19 protein-coding genes and 1 pseudogene are annotated in these 23,347 nt (G+C 74.3%); 15 read left to right on the top strand and 5 right to left on the bottom strand.

Annotation, left to right across the window (positions count from 1 at the left end; genetic code table 11):
• The first annotated feature begins 20 nt into the window (after positions 1–20).
• From ACIQD7_RS18240 to sucD, 4 genes are all read left to right on the top strand, one after another.
• Entirely contained in the window at positions 21–2,222 is a 2,202-nt protein-coding gene (locus ACIQD7_RS18240; RefSeq protein ID WP_402442709.1) for a DUF5682 family protein, read from the top strand.
• A complete protein-coding gene (locus ACIQD7_RS18235; RefSeq protein WP_402442707.1) occupies positions 2,219–3,439 on the top strand; it encodes a VWA domain-containing protein in 1,221 nt (406 codons plus the stop codon). Before ACIQD7_RS18240 ends, ACIQD7_RS18235 begins: the two co-directional genes overlap by 4 nt.
• A 408-nt stretch (positions 3,440–3,847) precedes the next feature.
• A complete protein-coding gene (gene sucC / locus ACIQD7_RS18230) occupies positions 3,848–5,026 on the top strand; it encodes an ADP-forming succinate--CoA ligase subunit beta (RefSeq protein WP_402442705.1) in 1,179 nt (392 codons plus the stop codon).
• Between the two features lie 20 nt (positions 5,027–5,046).
• A complete protein-coding gene (sucD, locus tag ACIQD7_RS18225) occupies positions 5,047–5,931 on the top strand; it encodes a succinate--CoA ligase subunit alpha (RefSeq protein WP_121833822.1) in 885 nt (294 codons plus the stop codon).
• Positions 5,932–6,008: 77 nt separating this feature from the next.
• On the opposite strand, the gene ACIQD7_RS18220 is transcribed toward sucD, so the two are convergent.
• Positions 6,009–7,349, bottom strand: coding sequence for a sigma factor-like helix-turn-helix DNA-binding protein (locus ACIQD7_RS18220; RefSeq protein ID WP_402442703.1), 1,341 nt, complete (start codon positions 7,347–7,349; stop codon positions 6,009–6,011).
• Positions 7,350–7,468: 119 nt separating this feature from the next.
• Here ACIQD7_RS18220 and ACIQD7_RS18215 point away from each other — a divergent pair, with 119 nt between their 5' ends.
• Positions 7,469–9,106 (top strand): DUF6350 family protein, encoded by a 1,638-nt coding sequence (locus ACIQD7_RS18215; RefSeq protein WP_402442701.1) that lies wholly within the window; start codon positions 7,469–7,471, stop codon positions 9,104–9,106.
• A gap of 7 nt (positions 9,107–9,113) precedes the next feature.
• Here ACIQD7_RS18215 and ACIQD7_RS18210 read toward each other — a convergent pair whose 3' ends face one another.
• Positions 9,114–9,872: a hypothetical protein gene (locus ACIQD7_RS18210; protein WP_402442699.1), complete on the bottom strand. Its 759-nt coding sequence runs from the start codon at positions 9,870–9,872 to the stop codon at positions 9,114–9,116.
• 275 nt (positions 9,873–10,147) lie between these two features.
• Between ACIQD7_RS18210 and purN the strand changes: the two genes are divergently transcribed.
• The 3 genes from purN to ACIQD7_RS18195 all read left to right on the top strand — a co-directional run bounded on the left by purN (position 10,148) and on the right by ACIQD7_RS18195 (position 13,974).
• Positions 10,148–10,777: a phosphoribosylglycinamide formyltransferase gene (purN, locus tag ACIQD7_RS18205; RefSeq protein WP_401292265.1), complete on the top strand. Its 630-nt coding sequence runs from the start codon at positions 10,148–10,150 to the stop codon at positions 10,775–10,777.
• Positions 10,752–12,317, top strand: a complete 1,566-nt coding sequence (gene purH, locus ACIQD7_RS18200; RefSeq protein WP_402442698.1) for a bifunctional phosphoribosylaminoimidazolecarboxamide formyltransferase/IMP cyclohydrolase — start codon at positions 10,752–10,754, stop codon at positions 12,315–12,317. The genes purN and purH overlap by 26 nt, the downstream gene beginning before the upstream one ends.
• Positions 12,318–12,456: 139 nt before the next feature.
• Positions 12,457–13,974 carry a DUF2079 domain-containing protein gene (locus tag ACIQD7_RS18195; RefSeq protein ID WP_402442696.1) on the top strand — a complete coding sequence of 506 codons (1,518 nt, stop codon included), beginning with the start codon at positions 12,457–12,459 and terminating at the stop codon, positions 13,972–13,974.
• Positions 13,975–14,049: 75 nt separating this feature from the next.
• On the opposite strand, the gene ACIQD7_RS18190 is transcribed toward ACIQD7_RS18195, so the two are convergent.
• The gene (locus ACIQD7_RS18190; protein WP_402442694.1) at positions 14,050–14,700 is read right to left on the bottom strand and encodes an RDD family protein; all 651 of its coding nucleotides are present in this window, start codon (positions 14,698–14,700) and stop codon (positions 14,050–14,052) included.
• Between the two features lie 250 nt (positions 14,701–14,950).
• Between ACIQD7_RS18190 and ACIQD7_RS18185 the strand changes: the two genes are divergently transcribed.
• The 7 genes and pseudogenes from ACIQD7_RS18185 (at position 14,951) to ACIQD7_RS18155 (ending at position 22,016) form a co-directional block, all read left to right on the top strand.
• Positions 14,951–15,811, top strand: a complete 861-nt coding sequence (locus ACIQD7_RS18185; protein ID WP_402442693.1) for a bifunctional methylenetetrahydrofolate dehydrogenase/methenyltetrahydrofolate cyclohydrolase — start codon at positions 14,951–14,953, stop codon at positions 15,809–15,811.
• Positions 15,812–15,869: 58 nt separating this feature from the next.
• Positions 15,870–16,241 (top strand): annotated as a pseudogene (locus tag ACIQD7_RS18180) (DUF3017 domain-containing protein); the annotation flags it as partial.
• Between the two features lie 268 nt (positions 16,242–16,509).
• Positions 16,510–17,532 carry a DUF2690 domain-containing protein gene (locus ACIQD7_RS18175; RefSeq protein WP_402442691.1) on the top strand — a complete coding sequence of 341 codons (1,023 nt, stop codon included), beginning with the start codon at positions 16,510–16,512 and terminating at the stop codon, positions 17,530–17,532.
• A 180-nt stretch (positions 17,533–17,712) separates the two neighbouring features.
• Positions 17,713–18,702, top strand: a complete 990-nt coding sequence (locus tag ACIQD7_RS18170; protein ID WP_121832465.1) for a malate dehydrogenase — start codon at positions 17,713–17,715, stop codon at positions 18,700–18,702.
• 168 nt (positions 18,703–18,870) lie between these two features.
• A complete protein-coding gene (locus tag ACIQD7_RS18165; RefSeq protein ID WP_402442689.1) occupies positions 18,871–20,658 on the top strand; it encodes a hypothetical protein in 1,788 nt (595 codons plus the stop codon).
• Positions 20,651–21,031, top strand: a complete 381-nt coding sequence (locus tag ACIQD7_RS18160; protein WP_161375001.1) for a hypothetical protein — start codon at positions 20,651–20,653, stop codon at positions 21,029–21,031. Before ACIQD7_RS18165 ends, ACIQD7_RS18160 begins: the two co-directional genes overlap by 8 nt.
• 1 nt (position 21,032) lies before the next feature.
• On the top strand, positions 21,033–22,016 hold the full coding sequence (locus ACIQD7_RS18155) for a serine/arginine repetitive matrix protein 2 (protein WP_402442687.1): 984 nt from the start codon (positions 21,033–21,035) through the stop codon (positions 22,014–22,016).
• 10 nt (positions 22,017–22,026) lie between these two features.
• Here the strand turns inward: ACIQD7_RS18155 and ACIQD7_RS18150 are convergent, their stop codons facing one another.
• Both ACIQD7_RS18150 and catA read right to left on the bottom strand, forming a co-directional pair.
• Positions 22,027–22,545, bottom strand: coding sequence for a carboxymuconolactone decarboxylase family protein (locus ACIQD7_RS18150; RefSeq protein WP_402442686.1), 519 nt, complete (start codon positions 22,543–22,545; stop codon positions 22,027–22,029).
• Positions 22,546–22,634: 89 nt separating this feature from the next.
• Positions 22,635–23,303 (bottom strand): type A chloramphenicol O-acetyltransferase, encoded by a 669-nt coding sequence (catA, locus tag ACIQD7_RS18145; protein ID WP_402442684.1) that lies wholly within the window; start codon positions 23,301–23,303, stop codon positions 22,635–22,637.
• Positions 23,304–23,347 lie beyond the last annotated feature (44 nt).

Below are 23,347 nucleotides of genomic sequence, written 5' to 3'. Positions count from 1 at the left end.
GGCCCGGGTCCGCGCGGGGGGTGCGGGCCGTTCTGGAGGCGGAGCGGCCCGACGCGGTGCTGATCGAGGGGCCCGCCGAGGCCGACGCGCTGGTGGAGCTCGCGGGCGACCCGGACATGCGGCCGCCCGTCGCGCTGCTCGCCCACGCCGTGGACGACCCCGGACGGGCCGCGTTCTGGCCGATGGCCGAGTTCTCGCCCGAGTGGGTCGCGATCCGCTGGGCCCTGGACCGGGGCGCCGCCGTCCGGTTCGTCGACCTGCCCGCCGCGCGCACCCTCGCCGCCGACCCCACCTGGGGCGACGGCGAGGGCGACGAGGAGGCCGCCGGGGACGGGGTGCGGATCGACCCCGTCGCGGAACTGGCCGGGGCCGCCGGATACGAGGACGCCGAGCGCTGGTGGGAGGACGTCGTCGAGCTGCGCGGCGACGGCGACCCCGCCGCCCCCTTCCGGGCCCTCGCCGAGGCCATGGGCGCCCTGCGCGAGGCGTACGGACACGGCGGCCACCCCCGCGACCTCGTCCGCGAGGCGTACATGCGGCTCCGACTGCGCGCGGCGCGCAAGGAGTTCGGGGACTCCGTCGCCGTCGTCTGCGGCGCCTGGCACGTCCCCGCCCTCGCCCTGCGCACCACCGTCGCCGCCGACCGGGCCCTCCTCAAGGGCCTGCCCAAGGTCAAGACCGGGACGACCTGGGTCCCCTGGACCCACCGCAGGCTCGCCCGCCGCTCCGGCTACGGCGCCGGGATCGACGCCCCCGGCTGGTACGCCCACCTCTTCACCGCCCCCGACCGGCCCGTCGAGCGCTGGATGACCCGGGTCGCCGGGCTCCTCAGGGCCGAGGACCACCCCGTCTCCTCCGCCCACGTCATCGAGGCCGTCCGGCTCGCCGAGGCCCTCGCCGCCCTGCGCGGCCGCCCGCGCCCCGGCCTCGACGAGACGACCGACGCCGTCCGGGCCGTCCTCTGCGAGGGCTCCGACGTGCCGCTCGCCCTCGTCCGGGACCGCCTCGTCGTCGGGGACGTCCTCGGGGAGGTGCCCGAGGGCGCCCCCGCCGTCCCCCTCCAGCGCGACCTGACCCGCTGCCAGCGCACCCTGCGCCTCAAGCCCGAGGCGGAGGAGCGCGAGCTCGCGCTCGACCTGCGCAAGGAGACGGACGGCGACCGCAGCCGCCTGCTGCACCGGCTGCGGCTCCTCGGCGTCCCCTGGGGCGAGCCGGCCGCCGGCCGGACCGGCACCGGCACCTTCCGCGAGACCTGGCGGCTGCGCTGGGAGCCCGAGCTGCACGTCCGGGTCGCCGAGGCCGGCGTCTGGGGCACCACCGTCGAGGCCGCCGCCACCGCCCGCGCCGAGGCCCGCGCCCGGGACGCCACCGCCCTCGCCGACGTCACCGCCCTCGCCGAGGACTGCCTCCTCGCCGGGCTCACCGACGCGCTCCCCGTCGTCATGCGGGCCCTCGCGGACCGGGCCGCGCTCGACACCGACGTCACCCACCTCGCCCGGGCCCTCCCGGCCCTCGCCCGCTCCCTGCGCTACGGCGACGTCCGGGGCACCGACACCGCCGCCCTCGCCGAGGTCGCCGCCGGACTCGCCGAGCGGATCTGCGTCGGCCTGCCGCCCGCCTGCGCCGGACTCGACCCCGACGCCGCCGCCTCCCTGCGCGAGCGGATCGACGAGGTCCACCGGGCCCTCGGCCTGCTGCCCGGCGCCACCGGGACGCGCGAGCGCTGGACCGGCGTCCTGCACCGGATCGCCGCGCACGACCGGGTGCCCGGCCTCCTCCGGGGCCGGGCCGCCCGGCTCCTCCTCGACGAGGGGCGCATCCCCGACGACGGGGCCGCCCTCCTCATGAGCCGCGCCCTCTCGCCCGGCGCCCCGCCGCCCGACGCCGCCGCCTGGATCGAGGGCTTCGCCGGTGCCGCCTCCGGCGGCGGGCTGCTCCTCGTCCACGACGAGCGCCTCCGCGGCCTCGTCGACGCCTGGCTCGCCTCCGTACCGGCCGGGGCGTTCACCGACGTGCTGCCCCTGCTGCGCCGCACCTTCTCGGCGTACGAGCCGGGCGTGCGCCGCACCCTCGGCGAGCTGGCCGCCCGGGGGCCCGGAGCGGGCGGCCCCGGCGCCTCCGCGCCCGGCGCGCCCGGCTTCGACCCCGTCCCCGACCGGGAGCGCGCGGACGCCGTCCTCCCCCTCCTCCACCTCGTCCTCGGCACGGAGGCCCCCGCATGAACCCCACGACGCCCACGACGCCCGCGCTCCCCGACCCCGCCGACGAGCGGCTGCGCCGCTGGCGGCTCGTCCTCGGCGGGGACGACGCCGACGGCACCGGACGCGCGCTCACCGGGACCGACGCCGCCGTGGACAAGGCCCTCACCGCCCTCTACGGCCGCACCCCGGACGACCGCGGCCGAGACAGCGACCACGAGCGCGACCGCGACCGTTCCGCCGCCGGGCGGGGCCGCACGGCCGGGCTCGGCGCCTCCGCGCCCTCCGTCGCCCGCTGGCTCGGCGACATCCGCACGTACTTCCCCGTCTCCGTCGTCCAGGTCATGCAGCGCGACGCCATCGACCGGCTCGGCCTCGCCACCCTCCTCCTGGAGCCCGAGATGCTGGCGGCCGTCGAGCCCGACGTGCACCTCGTCGGCACCCTCCTCTCCCTCCGCGAGGCCATGCCCGAGACCACCCGGGAGACCGCCCGCGCCGTCGTGCGCAAGGTCGTCGACGACCTGGAGGCACGCCTCGCCGCCCGCACCCGCGCCGCCCTCACCGGCGCGCTCGACCGCTCCGCCCGGACCGCCCGGCCCCGCCACCGGGACATCGACTGGGACCGCACCATCCGCGCCAACCTCAAGAACCACCTGCCCGAGCACCGCACGGTCGTCCCCGAGCGGCTCGTCGGCCACGCCCGCGCCGCCCGGGGCGTGCGCAAGGAGGTCGTGCTCTGCGTCGACCAGTCCGGCTCCATGGCGGCCTCCGTCGTCCACGCCTCCGTCTTCGCCGCGGTGCTCGCCTCGATGCGGACGATCGCCACCCGGCTCGTCGTCTTCGACACCTCCGTCGTCGACCTGACCGACCGGCTCGACGACCCGGTCGACGTCCTCTTCGGCACCCGGCTCGGCGGCGGTACCGACATCAACCGCGCCCTCGCCCACTGCCAGGCGCGCGTCACCCGCCCCGCCGACACCGTCGTCGTCCTGATCAGCGACCTGTACGAGGGCGGCATCCGCGACGAGATGCTCGGGCGGGTCGCGGCCATGAAGGCCTCCGGCACGCAGTTCGTGGCCCTGCTCGCGCTCTCCGACGAGGGCACCCCCGCCTACGACCGCGACCACGCGGCGGCCCTCGCCGCGCTCGGCGTCCCCGCCTTCGCCTGCACCCCCGACCTCTTCCCGGAGATCATGGCGGCCGCCCTGGAGAAGCGCCCCCTGCCGATACCGGCCGCCTGATCCGGGGGCACCCGGGAGTGCGGAATCCGTCGCCGCGGACCACCCGCACGAGTGGACGGAGAGCGACTGAGTTCCATATCACAGCGGCCCCCGGACGCCCCTCACCCCGCCGCCCCGCGCGCCGTGAGCGGCCGGAACCCCAAGCCCCGCCTGCCACGACCGCCGCGGACGGCCCTCCCGCGCCCCCGGCGGACCGTCCCGCCGCCCCTACGGTCTGTGACCCGTATCACCGCTCTCCTGTGATCTGCGATTTAGGGACCCACGGCACACGGCGATAACCTGCGAGACGGACATGCCGCGTCCACGGACACCGTGTACGCCTCCCTTGTGACAGAGCAGTCACGTTGCCCTCCGCGGCACGCCCACGCAGACAACGAACCGCGATCATCAGAAAAGGGACGGACGCGCGTGGACCTGTTCGAGTACCAGGCGAGGGACCTCTTCGCCAAGCACGGTGTACCGGTGCTGGCCGGTGAAGTCATCGACACGCCTGAGGCGGCGCGCGAGGCCACCGAGCGTCTTGGCGGCAAGTCGGTCGTCAAGGCGCAGGTGAAGGTCGGCGGCCGCGGCAAGGCCGGCGGCGTCAAGCTGGCCGCCACCCCGGACGAGGCCGTCGCCCGCGCGACGGACATCCTCGGGATGGACATCAAGGGCCACACGGTCCACAAGGTGATGATCGCCGAGCTGTCCCCGGAGATCGAGGCCGAGTACTACGTCTCGTACCTCCTCGACCGCACCAACCGCACCTTCCTGGCCATGGCCTCGGTGCAGGGCGGCATGGACATCGAGGAGGTCGCGGAGAAGACCCCCGAGGCCCTCGCGAAGGTCCCCGTCAACGCCAACGACGGCGTCACCCTGGAGAAGGCCCGCGAGATCGTCGCCCAGGCGAAGTTCCCGGCCGACGTCGCCGAGGGCGTCGCCGAGGTCCTGGTCACCCTGTGGGACACCTTCGTCGCCGAGGACGCCCTCCTCGTCGAGGTCAACCCGCTGGTGAAGACCAAGGACGGCCGCATCCTGGCCCTCGACGGCAAGGTCTCGCTCGACGAGAACGCCGACTTCCGCCAGCCCGGGCACGAGGCCCTGGAGGACAAGGCGGCGGCCAACCCGCTCGAGGCCGCGGCCAAGGCCAAGGGCCTCAACTACGTCAAGCTCGACGGCGAGGTCGGCATCATCGGCAACGGCGCCGGCCTGGTCATGTCGACCCTGGACGTCGTCGCGTACGCCGGTGAGAACCACGGCGGCGTGAAGCCGGCCAACTTCCTCGACATCGGCGGCGGCGCCTCCGCCGAGGTCATGGCGAACGGCCTGGAGATCATCCTGGGCGACGCGGACGTCAAGTCCGTGTTCGTCAACGTCTTCGGCGGCATCACCGCCTGTGACGAGGTCGCCAACGGCATCGTCCAGGCCCTGGAGCTCCTCGCCTCCAAGGGCGAAGAGGTCACCAAGCCGCTGGTCGTGCGCCTCGACGGCAACAACGCCGAGCTGGGTCGCAAGATCCTGTCGGACGCCAACCACCCGCTGGTGCAGCGCGTGGACACCATGGACGGAGCGGCCGACAAGGCCGCCGAGCTCGCGGCTGCGAAGTAAGGGACGAGGGAACCAGAGCCATGGCTATCTTCCTCAACAAGGACAGCAAGGTCATCGTCCAGGGCATGACCGGTGCCACGGGCATGAAGCACACCAAGCTCATGCTGGGTGACGGCACCAACATCGTCGGCGGCGTGAACCCGCGCAAGGCCGGCACCAAGGTCGACTTCGACGGCACCGAGGTCCCGGTCTTCGGCACCGTCGCCGAGGCCATCAAGGAGACCGGCGCCAACGTCTCGGTCCTCTTCGTGCCGCCGGCCTTCGCGAAGGCCGCCGTCGTCGAGGCCATCGACGCCGAGATCCCCCTCGCGGTCGTCATCACCGAGGGCATCGCCGTCCACGACTCCGCCGCGTTCTACGCGTACGCCGTGGAGAAGGGCAACAAGACCCGCCTCATCGGCCCGAACTGCCCCGGTCTCATCACCCCGGGCCAGTCCAACGCCGGCATCATCCCGGGCGACATCACGAAGCCGGGCCGCATCGGTCTGGTCTCGAAGTCCGGCACGCTGACCTACCAGATGATGTACGAGCTCCGTGACATCGGCTTCTCGTCCGCCGTCGGCATCGGTGGCGACCCGGTCATCGGCACCACGCACATCGACGCCCTGGCGGCCTTCGAGGCCGACCCGGAGACCGACCTGATCGTGATGATCGGCGAGATCGGCGGCGACGCCGAGGAGCGTGCGGCCGACTTCATCAAGGCCAACGTCACCAAGCCGGTCGTCGGCTACGTCGCGGGCTTCACCGCGCCCGAGGGCAAGACCATGGGCCACGCCGGCGCCATCGTCTCCGGCTCCTCCGGCACCGCCCAGGCGAAGAAGGAGGCCCTGGAGGCCGCGGGCGTCAAGGTCGGCAAGACGCCGACCGAGACGGCCAAGCTGGCGCGCGCGATCCTCGCGGGCTGACGCCGCCACCGCACAGCGAGCGGGCCCCGCCCCCTCCCGGGAAACCGGGCGGAGGCGGGGCCCGCTCGCGTACGGGGTTATCCGGCCAGCGGGACCAGGCGCTCGGGGCCCGGGTTCGGCTCGGAGCGCAGGCGGTCGCGGAGCTCCACGTCCTCGGGCCTGAGCTTCTCCGGGCCGCCGCGCACCGGCACCCCGTTGACGGTCTCGCCCGGGGCGTTCACCGGGATGTACCGGGTCGGCGCGGTCACCGCCGTGACGCCGGTCATCACGACGAGGACGGCCGTCACGCCGACCACCGCCCGCGTCCAGGCGCGGATCCGGTGGTCGCTGCCGGTCCGGACCGCGCGGGCCGCCGGGAGCGTCGCCGTCGGCGGCTCCGTGACCAGCGCGTTCAGCCGCCGGTGCAGCTCCTCGGGCTCGGCCAGGTCGGGGTCCCGCTTTCCGAGGACCGTGCGCGCGTGCAGCAGCCGGTTGGCGGCGGCGGGGGTGCTCGCCTCCGTCTCGGCCGCCGTGTCCGGCAGGTCGAGGCCGAGCCCGTCGTAGAGCAGTACGGTGCGGCGGTACGCGGGCGGCAGTTCGAGCAGCGCGGAGAGCAGCTCCCGCTCCCCGCGGCCCGCCCCGGCGGGCGGGGCGTCGGGGTGCTTGTGGGCGCGGCGCAGCCGGTGCCAGGGCGAGAGGGCGTACTCGTACGCCGCCGCCCGCACCCAGCCCACCGGGTCCGCGTCGACCGCGACCTCGGGCCAGCGCTGCCACGCCTGCTGGAAGGCGCGCTCGACGGCCTCGCGGGAGAGCGCCCGGCGCCCGGTGAGCAGATACGTCTGGTGGACGAGGCCGGGCGCGGCGTGCGCGTAGAGCGCGTCGAACGCCTCCTCGGGGGTGAGCCCGCCGGACTCGGCGGGAGCCTTACCCGATGCCGATGCCGATGCCGATGCCGGTGCCTCCGGTGCCGATGCCGATGCCGCTGGTGCCGGTGCCTCCGGCGCGGTCGGCTCCACCGCCTCGGCCTTCTCCGGGGCTTCCGGCTTCTCCGGCTTCTCCCGCGTCTCCGGTTTCAGGCGTTCCGCCGGCAGGGAGACCCCGTCGCCCGCCCGGTCGGCGGGCGGCCGGGAGGAAACCGGGGAGGAGGGGGCCGAAGGAGTGAGGGCGGGCCCGGAGGCCGCCTCCGCCCGGGCGGTCGGGTCCGGGGACGGGCGCGACCCCTCGGGCCCGCCCGCGCCGAGCAGCCTCGCGTACGCCTCGCGCTTGCGGCCCCGGGGTGTCGAACGCCCGGTCTCCCACGCCTTGACCGTGGCTTTCGTGACGCCCATGGCCTCGGCGACCTGCTCCTCGCTCAGGGCGAGGGCCTCGCGCAACCTGCGCCGCTCCTTGGGGCCCGGCAGGGCGACGGAGGGAGTGGAATCCGCGGTGCTCCGGCTCATGGGCGTCGACCTCCCGCAGAGCTTCTCTGGGCGGAAAAGTACATAAACGTATCTTGAGCGACACAACGGATGTTTGCCTGTTACGCGGCGAAAGCGCGTGTCGTTGGGAGCATGACTCCGTGACCCACGTGACCGAGCAACCCCTGGTCCAGGGCGGGCGCTCCGCCGCCCTCGCCGCCGCCTGCGTCCGGGGCGGGGTCGCCGCCGGCCTCGGCCTCGGCGCCCTCGCGGTCCTGGTGATCGCGGCCTGGGTCAGCTCCCCGTTCCCCGACGGCGGCCCCGGCGACGTCCTCCACGCCGCCGCCGGGCTCTGGCTGCTCGCCCACGGCGTGGAGCTGATCCGTACGGACACCCTCTCCGGCCTGCCCGCGCCCCTCGGCGTCGTCCCGCTCCTGCTGACCGCCCTGCCCGTCTGGCTCGTCCACCGGGCCGCCCGCGACACCCTCGACCCGGGCGCCGGAGTCCGGGACCGGCCGCGCCCCTCGCCGAGCGGCGCGGTCGCCTCGGTGGCCGGGGGATACCTGCTGGTCACGGCGGCGGTCGTGCTCTACAGCGAGAGCGGTCCGCTGCCCGCGGAGCTGGTCACGGCCGGACTCTGGCCGCCCGCCGTCGTCGCCGGCGCGGCCGGGGCGGGGGTCTGGACGGCGCTCGGCCGCCCCTTCCCCGGACCGCGGTGGGCGGTCCTCGCGCGGGCGGCGGGGCTCGGGCTCGGGACGCTGCTCACCGGCGGCGCGGTGGCCGCCGCGGCCTCGACGGCCTGGCACGCGGGCCGGGCGCAGACCGTGTTCCTGGGCCTGGCGGGGGAGTGGTCGGGACGGGCGGTGGTCCTGCTGCTCGTCCTGGCGCTGCTGCCGAACGCGGCCGTGTGGGGAGCGGCGTACGGCCTCGGGCCCGGCTTCGCCCTCGGTACGGGCGCCCTCGCGACCCCGCTGGGCCTCGCCGGGGACCCGGCCGTGCCGCCCTTCCCGCTCCTGGCGGCGGTGCCCGCCGAGGGGCGCGGGACCTGGCTCCACTGGGCGGTCGCTGCGGTCCCACTGGTCGCGGCCGTGCTCCTGGGGCACCGGGTGGGCCGCTCGGCGCGGACCTGGACGGCCCGGGACACGGCGCTGACGGTCCTGGGCGCGGCGGGGGCGTGCGGGGCGGCCGTCGCGGTCCTCGCGGCGGCGGCGGGCGGCCCGCTGGGCTCCGGCCGCCTGGCCGCGTTCGGCCCGGTGGGCTGGCAGACGGGCGCGGCGGCGGTGCTGTGGGGGGCCTGCGCGGGCCTTCCGGCGGCGCTGGGGGTACGGGCCTGGGGCCGCCGTTCGCCGCGCTCGAAGCGCGTACCGGCTCCGGCGCCCGCGCCGGACCTCACGAAGACGAAGGTGGAAGCGGAGGCGGCGGCCTCCGGCGACCGGGAGCCCTCCCGGAAGGAGTGGTGGCGCCCGGCCCGGCGCCCGGCCCTGAAGTGGTGGGGCCGCCTCCGGCGGACCGGAGCGGCGGCCGGGGTCCCAGCCCCCGGCAGTACCCCGCAGGAGGACCCGTACGACGACGACCTGTACGGCGGCTCGTACGGGAACGCGTACGGGAACGCGTACGGAGGCCCGTACGGCGACCCCTTCGGCGACACCGGCTACGAGCCGTACGACTTCCTCCCGGCGGCCTGGGAGCCCTCCCCGGAGCCACGGCCGAAGCCGGACCCGGAGCCGGACCCGAAGCAGGACCAGGACCCCGAACCGGCCCCCGGCCCGGCTCCGGATTCCAAGGAACCGGGCGCCTAGGACCCGGCTACTCCCGGACCCCGAAGCCCGCCCGCAGCGGCTTCGGCAGGAGGTCGTTGCAGGCCAGCCTGCCCGCCTGGGTGAGGGCGTCGTCGCGGCACTCGTAGAAGTCGCGGTAGACGATCTGCATCGTGAAGCCGCCCGCCACGATCGCCAGGGCCACGCTCGACGCGACCAGACCGCTGATCGCGGCCGTCCGCATCGCCCGCAGCGGGGCGGCCGCCGGAGCGGCGCCCTGCCCAGGACCCTGTCCCGAGGGCTGGGACGCCGGCTGTGACGTCGGCGACACTCCGGCCGTCCCCGCGGCCCCGTCCGCCGCCCGCTGCCCGTCCTGCTTCGGCTTGGCGCGCAGCGAGCTGATCGCCCAGTAGAGGCCGAGGGCGCCGAGGAGCAGCGCCAGCTCCGGGATCTCGAAGAGGGCGAAGAAGAAGCCCCACATGCCGGCGAGGATCGCGTACCGCGCCCGCCGCTGCGCCGGGTCCTTCGGGTCCCAGCGGAGCCCCGGGCCGCGCCCGGACCCGCCCTGCCCCGGCCCGCCCTGGCCGCCCTGACCCCCCTGGCGCTCGGGTCCGCGCCCGAAGCCGTCCTGGGAGGGGCCCGGCTGGCGCGGGCTCCAGCGGCCGTCGGACGGGCCCGACGGGTCCGGGGCCCCGGACCCGTCGTCGTCCGGGCCCTCCGGTCGCCGCGGCTGCCACGGCTGGTCCGGCCGGCCCTCGGGCGGCGGCGCGAACGGGTTGTTGTCGTCCGTGGACTGGCGTTCCGGCATCTGCTGAACGTCTTCCCTCTGTCGTCTCGACCACGGCCGCACCCGTGGTCTCCGCTGCTGTCTCGTGCTGACTGGTGCCGTGCGTGCGCCGCCCGGTCCCCCGACCGGCTCCGGCCTCGGTCCCTGACGCTACCGCCCTGCTCCGCCCCCGTCCCGTGGGGGCCGTCCGGTGTGCCGGTATCGTTGCTGACGGTCGAGCCATTCGTAGGGTTCCCCGTATCGAGCGGCACGATTCGTTCGTACGACCGCACAAACACCACGGAAAGAGTGACCCAGTGGCTGCCGCCCGCCTCGTCGTCCTGGTCTCCGGTTCCGGTACCAACCTGCAGGCCCTCCTCGACGGCATCGCCGCCGACCCCGAGGGGTACGGCGCGGAGGTCGTCGCGGTCGGCGCGGACCGCGACGGGATCGCCGGTCTGGAGCGCGCCGAGCGCGCCGGGCTGCCGACCTTCGTGTGCCGGGTGAAGGACCACGCGAGCCGCGAGGAGTGGGACCGCGCCCTGACGGAGGCGACGGCCGCGCACGAGCCCGACCTCGTCGTCTCGGCCGGCTTCATGAAGATCGTCGGCAAGGAGTTCCTCGCCCGCTTCGACGGCCGGGTCGTCAACACCCACCCGGCCCTGCTGCCCAGTTTTCCCGGTGCCCACGGGGTGCGCGACGCCCTCGCCTACGGCGCGAAGGTCACCGGGTGCACCGTCCACTTCGTCGACGACGGCGTCGACACCGGCCCGATCATCGCCCAGGGCGTGGTCGAGGTGCGGGAGACGGACGATGAAGCCGCTCTGCACGAGCGCATCAAGGAAGTCGAGCGCTCGCTGCTCGTCGACGTCGTGGGGCGTCTCGCCCGGCACGGCTACCGCATTGAGGGACGAAAGGTTCATGTCGGTGAACACGGACACCGTTAAGCCCATCCGCCGCGCGCTGGTCAGCGTCTACGACAAGACGGGGCTCGAAGAGCTGGCCCGCGGTCTGCACGAGGCCGGTGTCGAGCTCGTCTCCACCGGCTCCACGGCCGGGAAGATCGCCGCCGCCGGGGTTCCCGTCACCAAGGTCGAGGAGCTGACCGGCTTCCCCGAGTGTCTGGACGGGCGCGTCAAGACCCTGCACCCGCGCGTGCACGCCGGCATCCTCGCCGACCTGCGCCTGGAGTCGCACCGCGAGCAGCTCGCGGAGCTCGGCGTGGAGCCGTTCGACCTGGTCGTCGTGAACCTCTACCCGTTCCGCGAGACGGTCGCCTCCGGCGCCACCCCGGACGAGTGCGTCGAGCAGATCGACATCGGCGGCCCGTCCATGGTCCGCGCCGCCGCGAAGAACCACCCGTCCGTGGCGATCGTCACCAGCCCGGAGCGGTACGGCGACGTGCTCGCCGCCGTCCGGTCCGGCGGCTTCGACCTGACCGCCCGCAAGCGGCTCGCGGGCGAGGCCTTCCGGCACACCGCCGCGTACGACGTGGCCGTGGCGTCCTGGTTCGCCGATGACTATGCCGCCGCCGACGACAGCGGCTTCCCGGGCTTCCTGGGCGCCACGTACGAGCGGAACAACGTCCTGCGGTACGGCGAGAACCCGCACCAGGGCGCCGCCCTCTACGTCGACGGCACCGGCGGCCTGGCCGAGGCGGAGCAGCTGCACGGCAAGGAGATGTCGTACAACAACTACACGGACACCGACGCCGCGCGCCGGGCCGCGTACGACCACGACGAGCCCTGCGTCGCGATCATCAAGCACGCCAACCCGTGCGGCATCGCGATCGGCGCCGACGTCGCCGAGGCCCACCGCAAGGCGCACGCCTGCGACCCGCTGTCCGCGTTCGGCGGCGTCATCGCCGTCAACCGCCCGGTGACGGTCGAGCTGGCCGAGCAGGTCGCGGAGATCTTCACCGAGGTCATCGTCGCCCCGGCCTACGAGGACGGCGCGGTCGAGGTCCTGGCCAGGAAGAAGAACATCCGCGTGCTGCGCGCCGAGGGCGCCCCGGCCAACCCGGTCGAGGTCAAGCCCATCGACGGCGGCGCCCTGCTCCAGGTCACCGACCGCCTCCAGGCCGACGGCGACGACCCGGCGAACTGGACCCTCGCCACCGGCGACGCCCTCTCCGGCGAGGAGCTGGCCGAGCTGTCCTTCGCCTGGAGGGCCTGCCGCGCGGTCAAGTCCAACGCGATCCTGCTCGCCAAGGACGGCGCCTCGGTCGGCGTCGGCATGGGCCAGGTCAACCGCGTCGACTCCGCGAAGCTGGCCGTCGAGCGGGCGGGCGAGGAGCGGGCGCGCGGCTCGTACGCCGCCTCCGACGCCTTCTTCCCCTTCCCCGACGGCCTGGAGATCCTCACCGCGGCCGGCGTGAAGGCGGTCGTGCAGCCCGGCGGCTCGGTCCGTGACGAGCTGGTCGTCGAGGCGGCGCGGAAGGCCGGCGTGACGATGTACTTCACCGGCACCCGGCACTTCTTCCACTGACGCGGATCCGCGCGACGCGAACGGCCCGCCGTCCCTTCCGGGGCGGCGGGCCGTCCACGTCGTGTCGGCGGATCATTCGATCGGGTGCTCTCTGTTCTAATGGATTGCTCTTCTGTCGACCGCCGGTAATGGGGACGTGATGTTGGACGTAGGGAACAAGTCCCCCGAGGAGGCCGTCGCGGGCACCCCCGCCGCCGGCGTCCCCGCTCCCGCCGTCTCTCCCGAAGCGGGCGACCCCGGAGCGGGCGACCACGAAGCGGGCGGCTCCGGAGCGCCGGAGGGCCTCGCCCCCGCGCCCCTCCGCCCGTACCTGATCGTCGCGGGCGTCCTGTGCGTCCTCTACTTCCTGTACTCCTGGGTGCAGTACGCGCACTTCCGGACCCCCTCCTGGGACCTCGGGATCTTCGGGCAGTCCGTCCGCGCGTACGCCGAGTTCCGGGCGCCGCTCGTCGACATAAAGGGACCCGGCTTCCCGATCCTCGGGGACCACTTCAGCCCGGTCACCGCCCTCCTCGCGCCGCTGTACTGGATCTGGCCCTCGCCGGTCGCCCTGCTCTTCGCGCAGGCCGCGCTCTTCGCCGCCTCGGCCGCCGTCGTCGGCCGCACCGCGCAGGAGGTGCTCGGCAGCCGGGCCGTGGGCCTCGGGCTCGCGATCGCGTACGGGCTCTCCTGGGGGCTCCAGGAGGCGGTGAAGTCCGACTTCCACGAGATCGCCTTCGCCGTCCCGCTGCTCGCCCTGGCCTGCCGGGCCCTGCTCCTCGGCCGCTGGTCCCTGGCCGCCTCCTGGGCGATCCCGCTGATCCTCGTCAAGGAGGACATGGGGCTCACCGTCGCCATGGTCGGCGCGGTCGTCTTCCTCAAGGGGAGCCGCCGGCTCGGCGCCGCCCTGGCCGCCTTCGGCGTCTCCGCCTTCGCCCTCACGGTCCTCGTCCTCATCCCGGCGGCGAGCAGCCTCGGCCAGTACGACTACTGGGCGAAGCTGGAGAAGACGGGCGAGGGGGCCGACGCCTCCTTCGGGCAGGTCGTCGTCGACGCCCTCGCCTCGGGCGAGCGCTGGGAGATGGTCCTCTACCTGCTCGCGATCACCGGCTTCCTCGCCCTGCGCTCCCCGCTGGTCCTGCTCGTCCTGCCGACCCTGGGCTGGCGCTTCCTCTCCCAGGACCCCAACCACTGGGGGATGCTCTGGCACTACAGCGCGATCCTCATGCCGGTCGTCTTCCTGGCCCTCGTGGACGGCGCCCGCGCGGTGCGCACCTCGCCGCGCCCCTGGCTCGTCTCGTACGGGAAGGTCGTCGTCCCGGTGGCGACGGCGGTCGCGCTCGTCCTCGCCGCGAACCTGCCGCTGAGCGAGCTGCTGAAGCCGGAGACGTACCGGGAGGACGCGCGGGTCGCGCAGGCGCGGGCCGCCGTGGCCGCGGTGCCGGAGGGGACGAGCGTGGAGACGGACGTCTCGCTGCTCGCCCACTTCACGGCGGACCACCGGGTCTACTGGGCGGGGACCTCCCGGGACGTCGACCCCGACTACCTCGTCTACGACCTGCGCGGCTGGTCGCAGCAGGCCTCGGACCCGGTGCGACTGGCTTCGCAACTGCACCCGAGGGCCCGGTACGAGCTCACGCACCGCTCGGACGGATTCGCGGTCCTGAAGCGCCGGTGACCTGCCGGTACGCGGGAGGCCCCGGACATCGATCGATGTCCGGGGCCTCCCGCGTGCGAAGGGGCCGGCTCGGTGTCAGCCGTTCTCCTTGATGACCAGCGTGCTGCAGACCTTGTCCGCGAAGGTCTGCTTCTTGGAGTCCCAGAGCGGCCACAGGTAGCCGATGTAGCAGGCGATGCCGTCGAGGAAGTGCGCCAGCTGGCGCAGGAACGCCTTGCCGAAGCCGAGCGGGCGGCCGTCCTCCTCGCGCAGCGTCCGGGTGCCGACGATCTTCTTGCCGAACGTCTGGCCCGTCGCGCCCTCCTTGTAGATCTGGAAGAAGAACATGAAGACCAGGTAGACGAAGCCCACCAGGGTGAGGATCACCGCGAGGCCGTCCTCGCCGCTGCTGCCGCTGTTGCTGCCCATCGCGGCGCCGACGCCGGCGAGGATGTAGTACGGCACCAGCATGATGGCGCTGTCGATCAGCCGGGACAGGACGCGCCAGCCCCAGTGCGCCAGCGGCGGAACGTTTCCGTAGCCGCCCGCGCCCGGGTAGCCGCCACCGGCGTACGGGGAGACCGGCGGGGCGGCCGGGTAGCCGTAACCCTGCTGCGGCGGCACGCCCTGCGGGGCCTGCTGGGGGTAGCCGTAACCGGGCTGCTGGCCCTGCGGGTAGCCGTACCCGGGCTGCTGGCCCTGGCCCTGGGGCTGGCCGTAGGGGTTGTTCGGGTCGCCGAAGCTCATCGCGGGATTCCTCCGTGAATTTCTCTGTGCGGGGACGACGCGGCCCGCGCGGAGGACTTTCACGGCGTTTGAGCGGATTTCCCCCCGGCACTTTCCGCGGTGCTGCGCGGATCATCGTCGTCGCAACGTCGACTTTTTGTCCAGTCGATACGTCACGGAGTTGTGCAAGTGCAACCTTCCGTTCCGGGTCCGGAGCCGCTCCGTACGAGCGAATTGGAACAAGGCGGGGGGCATCCGGGAAGATGGCTCCATGAGCGCCCAGATTCTCGATGGCAAGGCCACCGCAGCCGCGATCAAGTCCGATCTGACCGTCCGTGTGGCGGCCCTCAAGGAACAGGGCGTCACGCCCGGTCTCGGCACCCTCCTCGTCGGCGACGACCCGGCCAGCCAGAAGTACGTGGCCGGAAAGCACCGGGACTGCGCGGAGGTCGGCATCGCCTCCCTCCAGCGCACGCTGCCCGGCACCGCCACCCAGGAGGAGATCGAGGCGGTCGTACGGGAGTTCAACGAGGACCCGGAGTGCACCGGCTACATCGTCCAGCTCCCGCTGCCCAAGGGCATCGACGAGAACCGCGTCCTGGAGCTGATGGACCCGGAGAAGGACGCGGACGGGCTGCACCCCACCAACCTCGGCCGCCTGGTGCTCAACGAGCCGGCCCCGCTGCCCTGCACGCCCAACGGCGTCATCACCCTGCTGCGCCGCCACGGCGTCGAGATCAACGGCGCCGAGGTCGTGGTCGTCGGGCGCGGCGTCACCATCGGGCGCTCGATGCCGCTGCTGCTCACCCGCCGCTCCGAGAACGCGACCGTGACCCAGTGCCACACCGGCACCCGGGACCTCGCGGCGCACCTGCGGAACGCCGACATCGTCGTCGCGGCGGCCGGCGTGCCGCACCTGATCAAGCCGGAGGACGTGAAGCCGGGCGCGGCCGTCCTCGACGTCGGCGTCTCGCGCAACGCCGAGGGGAAGATCGTCGGCGACGTGCACCCGGGCGTCGCCGAGGTCGCCGGCTGGATCTCCCCGAACCCGGGCGGCGTGGGCCCGATGACCCGCGCGCAGCTCCTCGTCAACGTCGTCGAGGCCGCCGAGCGCGCGGCCGCGGCGCTCTGACGTGGCGTCCGGGAGCCTCCGGATGCGCCGCGGACCGCGCCGACGGCCGCCCACCGTCACCACCGACACCGCGCGCCCCGAGGGCGGCGGGCGCGCCGCGCCCGGCGCCGCCCCGGCGCCCGCGCGCCAGTGGCCGCTGCTCACGGTCCTCTGCGTCGCCGGGGCCGGACTGCTCGTGGTGGGCACGGACGCGTTCGCGCAGTCCTTCCGGGTGGGGACGATCCTGGTCGGGGCCGCGCTCCTGCTCGGCGCCGTGATGCGGCGGACGGTGCCGTCCGTGGGCATGTTGGCGGTCCGGTCCCGCTTCACGGACATGATCACGTACGGGGTGATGGGCGGCCTGATCGTGCTGCTCGCGCTCATGGTGCAGCCGAAGCCCTGGCTGCGGATCCCGTTCCTGGAGGACATCCTCCATCTGACGGTGACGTAGGCCCCCGGCTGACGCGGGCCCCCGGTGACGGGTGCCTCTCGTGACGGGTGCGGCGCCCGCCCTCTCCCCCGTGGGAGGGCGGGCGCCGACGTGATCAAGGGTCATGTACGTGCCAACGCGGGTTCAAGGCCCGTCAACGCGCTGTGGCACGGAAGTGACCATTCCGGTACCTCGTCCTCCTCATGGGGGCGCGCATCGCCCCCGGAGCTGCCATCCTTCGACGTGGCGGACGGGACAGGGGACGAGAGCAGGGACGAGGGGGCCGCACATGCCTGGCTGGAAGGCGCTTCCGGAGGAACTCGACCCGGAGGTGCGCGCGTTCACCGAGCGGATCCGCCGCCTCGTCGACCGCAGCGGCCTCGGCGTGGTGGCCGTCGCCGAACGCACCGGCCACGAACGCGCCCTGTGGGACGCCTATCTGAACGCCCGTCAGCCCGTTCCGCGCGGGGCCGTGACCGCCCTCGCGGAGGTCACCGGCGCCGACCCGGCCGACCTCACGGCCCGGTGGGAACGCGCCCGGAGCCGCTTCGCGCCCGGAGCGCCGGGCGGCACCCCCGAAGGCCCCCGCGCGGAAGGCTCCCGGGACGGGGAGCCGTACGGCGGCACTTCCGGCGGCCCGGAGGGCGACGGCCCCGACGATCCCGGTGGCGACGACCGGACCCTGCGGATCCGCCGCCTCGACCCGACCGGCCCGGTCGCCCCGGCACCCGTACCCCCGCCTGCCGACGGCGGAAACGAGCGCCGCGCCCCCCGGCGCCGCACCACCGTCCTCCTCTACGCCGCCGGGATCCTCGGCGCCCTGCTCGTCGTCACCGCCGCCCTGCTCCTCGTCGACCTGGGCGGCGGCGACGGGCCGGACGCCGGGGACGACGGCCGCGCCGCCGCGCCGTCCACCACCACCGCCACCCCCGGCCCCACGTCCCGTACCGACCTCCCCGCAGGGGTGAAGTGCTCCGGGGACGACTGCGCCGGACGGGACCCCGAGGCCATGGGGTGCGGCGGCCCCCTCGCCGTCACCGTCGACCGCGTCCGCGTCGGCACCGCCCGCGTCGAGGTCCGCCACAGCGCCGCCTGCGCGGCCTCCTGGGCCCGGATCACCGGCGCCGCCCCCGGCGACACCGTGTCCGTCGAGGTCGCGGGCGCGACCGAGCGCGCCACCGTCCCCGAGGGCGCCGACCCGGCGGCGGAGACCGACGCCTACACCCCGATGCTCGCCGTCGTCCCGCGGGCGGCCGCGCGGGCCTGCGGCACCCTCGCGGACGGCATCGAGGGCTGCACGGCGGGCCGCTGACGCCACCCGCGCGGACGGGTGGCAGTGAGCCGGACCACAAGGGGGTGGGGGTTCAGGGGTGCCCGGGTCGGATAGCCTGACCGCTGGATATCTCTTCACGTCGAGACACCGATCGATCAAGAGGGGTATCCCGCACCAGGGGCAGGGACCCCCACCGCCAGCTGTCTTACGGAGATCGCCATGACCCGCACTCCCGTGAATGTCACCGTGACCGGCGCGGCCGGCCAGATCGGCTACGCGCTGCTCTTCCGCATCGCCTCCGGCCACCTGCTCGGCGCGGACGTGCCGGTCAAGCTGCGCCTCCTCGAGATCCCGCAGGGCGTCAAGGCCGCCGAGGGCACCGCCATGGAGCTCGACGACTGCGCCTTCCCGCTGCTCAAGGGCATCGACATCTTCGACGACCCGAACCAGGGCTTCGAGGGCGCCAACGTCGCGCTGCTCGTCGGCGCCCGCCCCCGCACCAAGGGCATGGAGCGCGGCGACCTGCTCGCGGCCAACGGCGGCATCTTCAAGCCGCAGGGCAAGGCCATCAACGACCACGCCGCGGACGACATCAAGGTCCTCGTCGTCGGCAACCCGGCCAACACCAACGCCCTGATCGCCCAGGCCGCCGCCCCGGACGTGCCGGCCGAGCGCTTCACCGCGATGACCCGCCTGGACCACAACCGCGCGCTGTCGCAGCTCGCCGCCAAGACCGGCGCCTCCGTCGAGGACATCAAGCGCCTCACCATCTGGGGCAACCACTCCGCGACCCAGTACCCGGACGTCTTCCACGCGGAGATCGCCGGCAAGAACGCCGCCGAGGTCGTCGACGACCAGGCGTGGCTGGCCGACACCTTCATCCCGACCGTCGCCAAGCGCGGCGCCGCGATCATCGAGGCCCGTGGCGCGTCCTCCGCCGCCTCCGCCGCGAACGCCGCCATCGACCACGTCCACACCTGGGTCAACGGCACCGCCGAGGGCGACTGGACCTCCATGGGCATCCCGTCGGACGGCTCCTACGGCGTCCCCGAGGGCCTCATCTCCTCGTTCCCCGTCACCACCAAGAACGGCACGTACGAGATCGTCCAGGGCCTGGAGATCAACGACTTCTCCCGCGCCCGCATCGACGCCTCCGTGCAGGAGCTCGCCGAGGAGCGCGACGCGGTCCGCGAGCTCGGCCTCATCTGAGCCGTACCGCCCGACACCTCCGGCGCCCCCGGCCCGTACGACCGACCGTACGGACCGGGGGCGCCGTTTTTCCCGCCGACAGGGCACCCCCGCCTCGCCTATGCTGTGCCACCGGCTCCCGGTCAACTCCACGGGAGCGACGGACAGTTCCACACCATCGGGGGAGCCTTGGCGCAGTCGTTCGTACCCCAGCAGCCCGGAGAACCACCCGGCACGCCGCCGCATGGAACTCCGCCGCCCGGCACTCCACCGCACGGCACCCCGCCGCCGGGCGCCCACCCGGCCACCAGCGAGGCGACCCGGCTGCTCTGCGCCGGGACGTACCTCGACGACGGCTTCCGCGACGCGGTCATCGACGAGCTGTACGTCCACGAGGAGCGCTTCGCCGCCCCCTCCCTCGGCTACGACGCGAGCCGCGTCCTCGCCCACGCGCTGCGCGCCCGCCGCGTCGAACTCGGCTGGGCGGCAGGCGTCCTGGCGCTCTGGATCATCGCGTTCCCGCTCACCAAGGGCCTCGTGGTCCTCCTCGTCGTGCCCTTCCTGCTGCTCGGGATCGCCCGCTGGGTCCGCGGCCGGGCCGCCACCGCCGCCACCCCGGTCTACCGCCTCGTGCCCGCCTTCTTCCTGCGCTGGTACGGACGGATCCTGCTGTTCCAGGGCGCGCTGTTCCTCCTCTTCCTCGCCCTCGGCGACGACGAGGACCGCTGGGAGATCCTCGGCGACCTCTCCGAGGCGGGCGAGTTCCTCGGCGCCCTGTCCCTGCTCGCCGCCGAGGAGGTGTGGGGCGTCGGCAGGCTGGAGGCGTGGATCACCGTCGCCGTGCCGCTGCTCGTCGCCTGGGCGGTGGCCGTCCAGCGCGGCCAGTTCGCCCGCGCGCTCACCCAGGAGCTCTCCAAGGAGCGCTTCCCCGACCAGCGCGCCGACCCGGCCGAGCAGGCCGAGGGCGCCCGCTCCCGCCGGCTGCGCGAGCGCATCCGGATCGAGCAGCACGCGCGGCTCGTCATGTACGGCGCCGACGACCCGTTCTGCGGCGCCGGCGAACCGTACGAGCCCTGGTCGCTCTCCATCGAGCTGCGCCCCCGGAAGAACCTCGACGGCAAGGCGCCCGAACCGCTCGACAACAGCGCCATCATGCGGCACGTCGTCCCGCTGGTGGAGGCGCTCCGCGTGCCCTCCCCGCACGGCTCGCCGCAGATCCAGGCGGCCGTACGGGACCGGCTGCGCGAGCTGGAGATCGACGAGGTGGTCTTCCTGCCCGTCGACGGCCTCCCGGCCCGCACCGCCGCCCCGTACACCCCGGAGGGCTTCGAGGCGCACCGCTCGGGCTCCATCGAGGAGGGCGGCGAGACCCGCCGCCACTTCCTCCGGATCCGGGTCGGCGGCTGGGGCGAGGAGATCGTCACCACCGTCTTCGTCCGCGTCCACACGCAGGGCGGCATGTTGATGCTGGAGGTCGCCCCGCACGTCCTGCGGCCGGTGAAGCCGCTGTACCGGTACGCCGACCGGATCGCCCACCGCTACCGGCACAACCACCACTTCGGCAAGGCCGTCTGGGCCCTCGGCCAGACCCCGCGCTCCGCCGGGCAGGCCGTCGTCACCCTCTGGCGCGCGCTCGGCCACGCCTGGCGGCTGCTCACCGCGGGCCACGCCCACGCGCTGCCCGAGGGGCCCGCCGTCTCGGTCCGCGAGCTCGGCTCCGACGACGACGCCTCGCTGTTCCAGGAGATGGACGTCAGCCGCTATCTGAAGAGCGTCCAGGACCGGGTCGCGAACGGCGTGACGGTCGCGCTCCGCGAAGCCGGCTACGAGACCGCCGAGTTCGAGCAGAAGATCGTCCACGTCGCCGAGGGCGGCACCTTCATCGAGAACACCAAGGGCAACGTGACCCTCGGCAACCACAACACCGTCACCAACAAGTCCTTCACCACCTCGACGCCCGGAGGCACCCGTGGCTGACACCGACGACACCCCGCGCCGCGACGGCATCCGGGTCTCCAACACCGGCGGCAACGTCACCATCGGCGACCACAACACCGTCACCAACACCGTGACCGGGAACCAGCCGGCCCGCGACCCCCTCCAGGAGGAGCTGCTCCAGGCGATCCGCCGTCTGCGCACCGACCTGGGAGGCGTCGTCGCCTCCGAGCAGACGGCCGCCCTGGACGCCGAACTCTCCGACGCCGAGGACGAGATCGAGGGCACCGGCCGCGCGGACGCCGGCCGCCTCACCCGTCTGCGCCGCGCCCTCGCGGACGCGGGCGCCGTGACCGGCATCCTCGCCTCGGGCGTGGCCGTGGGGCAGGCCGTCGGCGCCCTCCTCGGAGGATGAGATGAGCGGGTACGGGGGAGGCGGGGGCGGCGGGGCCCGCTGGAACGACGCGACGCAGAGCTGGGAGACGGACGCCCCGGGGGCCGGGCCCGCGCCCGCTCCCGGACCGGTCGGCGGGAGCGGCCCGCTCCTCCCGCCGCTGCCGCCGCCCCCGCCACCGTCCGCGCCGGAGCACGCGCCGGAGTACGGGCCGGAGCACACCCTCGCGTACGAGACGCAGTACGGACTGGGGGCCGGAGCCCAGTACGGCCCGGAGCACGGTCCTCGCTACGTACCGGAGACCGGCGCATGGCAGTACGTGCCGCCCCCGCCGCCCCGCTCCTCCGCGCGGGCGGCGGTCGTGGCCGGGGTGGTCGCGGCCGCCGTGGCGGCGGGTTCCGTCGCGGGCTGGATGCTCTGGGGCGGGGACGACGGGAAGGCCCCGGCGGCGGGCCCGCCGGCCTCGGTGTCGGCGTCGGACCCGGCCCCGGAGGAGACCCCTCCCGACACCCCGACCCCGTCGCCCTCCACCACCGCCACCCCCACGGACGACGTACCTCCGCCCGGTTACCGGGCGGTGAAGGACCTCAAGAGCTTCACGATCGCGATCCCCGAGGACTGGCACCGCACCGAGTCCGACCAGGGCGTCTTCTACAACGCCCCGGACGGCCGGAGCCTCCTCCAGGTCTTCGTGGTCACCGAGGACGGCCTGACGCCGTACGACGCCCTGCGCGGAACCTCCCGGGACGGCAGGGCGAACAAGCCCGGCTACGAGGAGATCAGCCTCGAACGGATCACCGGCGAGCCGGACGCCCCGGCCGACACCGCCGAGCTGGTGTACGCGTACGACCGCGACGGGGGCCGCCGCAAGGTGGTCGACCGGGCGTTCACGGCGGCGGACGGCAACCACTACGCGATCCTGGCCGCCGGTCCTGAGGAGGACTGGCCGAAGCAGCGCGAAGTGCTCCGGGTGGCCCTGGAGTTCTTCGAGCCGGGACCGTACTGATCCCGGGGTCTCAGGAGGCGGGCGGGGTGTAGTGGCCGGGCGTCATCCGGGTGGTGACGCCGATCCGGTTCCAGGCGTTGATGGCGATGATCCCGGCGATGACCCGTGCCAGCTCGGTCTCGTCGAAGTGCGCGGCGGCGTGCGCGTACACCTCGTCGGGGACGAAGCCGTCGGTGAGGACGGTGACGGCCTCGGTCAGGGCGAGCGCCGCGAGCTCCCGCTCGGTGTAGAAGTGCCGGGACTCCTCCCAGGCGGAGAGCTGCACGATCCGCTCGACGCTCTCGCCCTCCGCGAGGGCGTCCTTGCTGTGCATGTCGACGCAGAACGCGCAGTGGTTGATCTGCGAGGCCCGGATCTTGATCAGGTGGTAGAGGACGGGGTCGACGTCCTTGGCGGCGGCCGTCTCCAGGCGGATCATCGCCCGGTAGAACTCGGGGACCCGCTCGGCGAAGGGCATCCGGGGGGCGTGCTCGTGGGCGCGCCCGGCGGGGTCGGCGGACCGGGGGACGGAGGTGCTCGTACTGGTCATGCCGTCCACCGTAGGAGCCGGGTGGCGCAGGGGCGTGGTCCATTTCCGTGTCGTACGACTGGGCCACTTCGGGACCCGGAACCCCGGGTTCAGGACGCCGGGCCTCCCTCCACCCAGGACGGGTCCGCGAGGAGCGCCCCCAGCTCGTTCACCAGCCGTGCCGTGTGGAACCCGTCGGCGGCGGCGTGGTGCACCTGGACGGCGAGGGGGAGCAGGACCCGGCCCTCCCGCTCGGCGTACCGGCCGAGCGTGAAGATCGGCGCGAGGTGGTCCCAGCCGCCGCGGATGTTCAGGTCGAACCCGGTGAAGGACGTCCACGGCAGGCTCGACACGTCGAACGCGTTGGGCGGCAGGTCCCCCTGCGGGAAGAGGTCGGTGGCGCGGGCGTGCTCCGCGAGCAGCGGGGCGGCCGCGTCGTGGAAGGCGCCGAAGTCGGGGTCGTGGGGCGTCCACACGCACGCGAACGTCTCGCGCTCCGGGTTGAGGACCGTGAAGGCCGGGTGCACGACGGGCCAGACGGCCGGCTCGCCCGACGCGGTGAGGCACATCCGGAACTCCTCGTGCCGGTTGACGACCGTGGAGAGCGCCCAGACCTGCGCGAGGTAGGTCTTGCGCGACGAGCGGCGCAGCGCGGCGGCGAACGCGGTGGCGTCGAGCTCCACCGTCATCGAGTACGTGCACGGGACGGCCCGGCGGTAGTGCGCGAAGTGCTGCCGGCGCGGCCAGGCGTCGAGGTCGATCGGGGCGGGGACGTCCATCGGCCCATCCTGGCAGCCGCCGGAGAACGGCGAAGGGGCTTTTC

The organism is Streptomyces sp. NPDC093071 (assembly GCF_044754545.1).
Lineage (GTDB): Bacteria > Actinomycetota > Actinomycetes > Streptomycetales > Streptomycetaceae > Streptomyces.
Note: the sequence above shows the minus strand (reverse complement) of the source record. Positions and strands in the feature narration are given on the sequence as shown.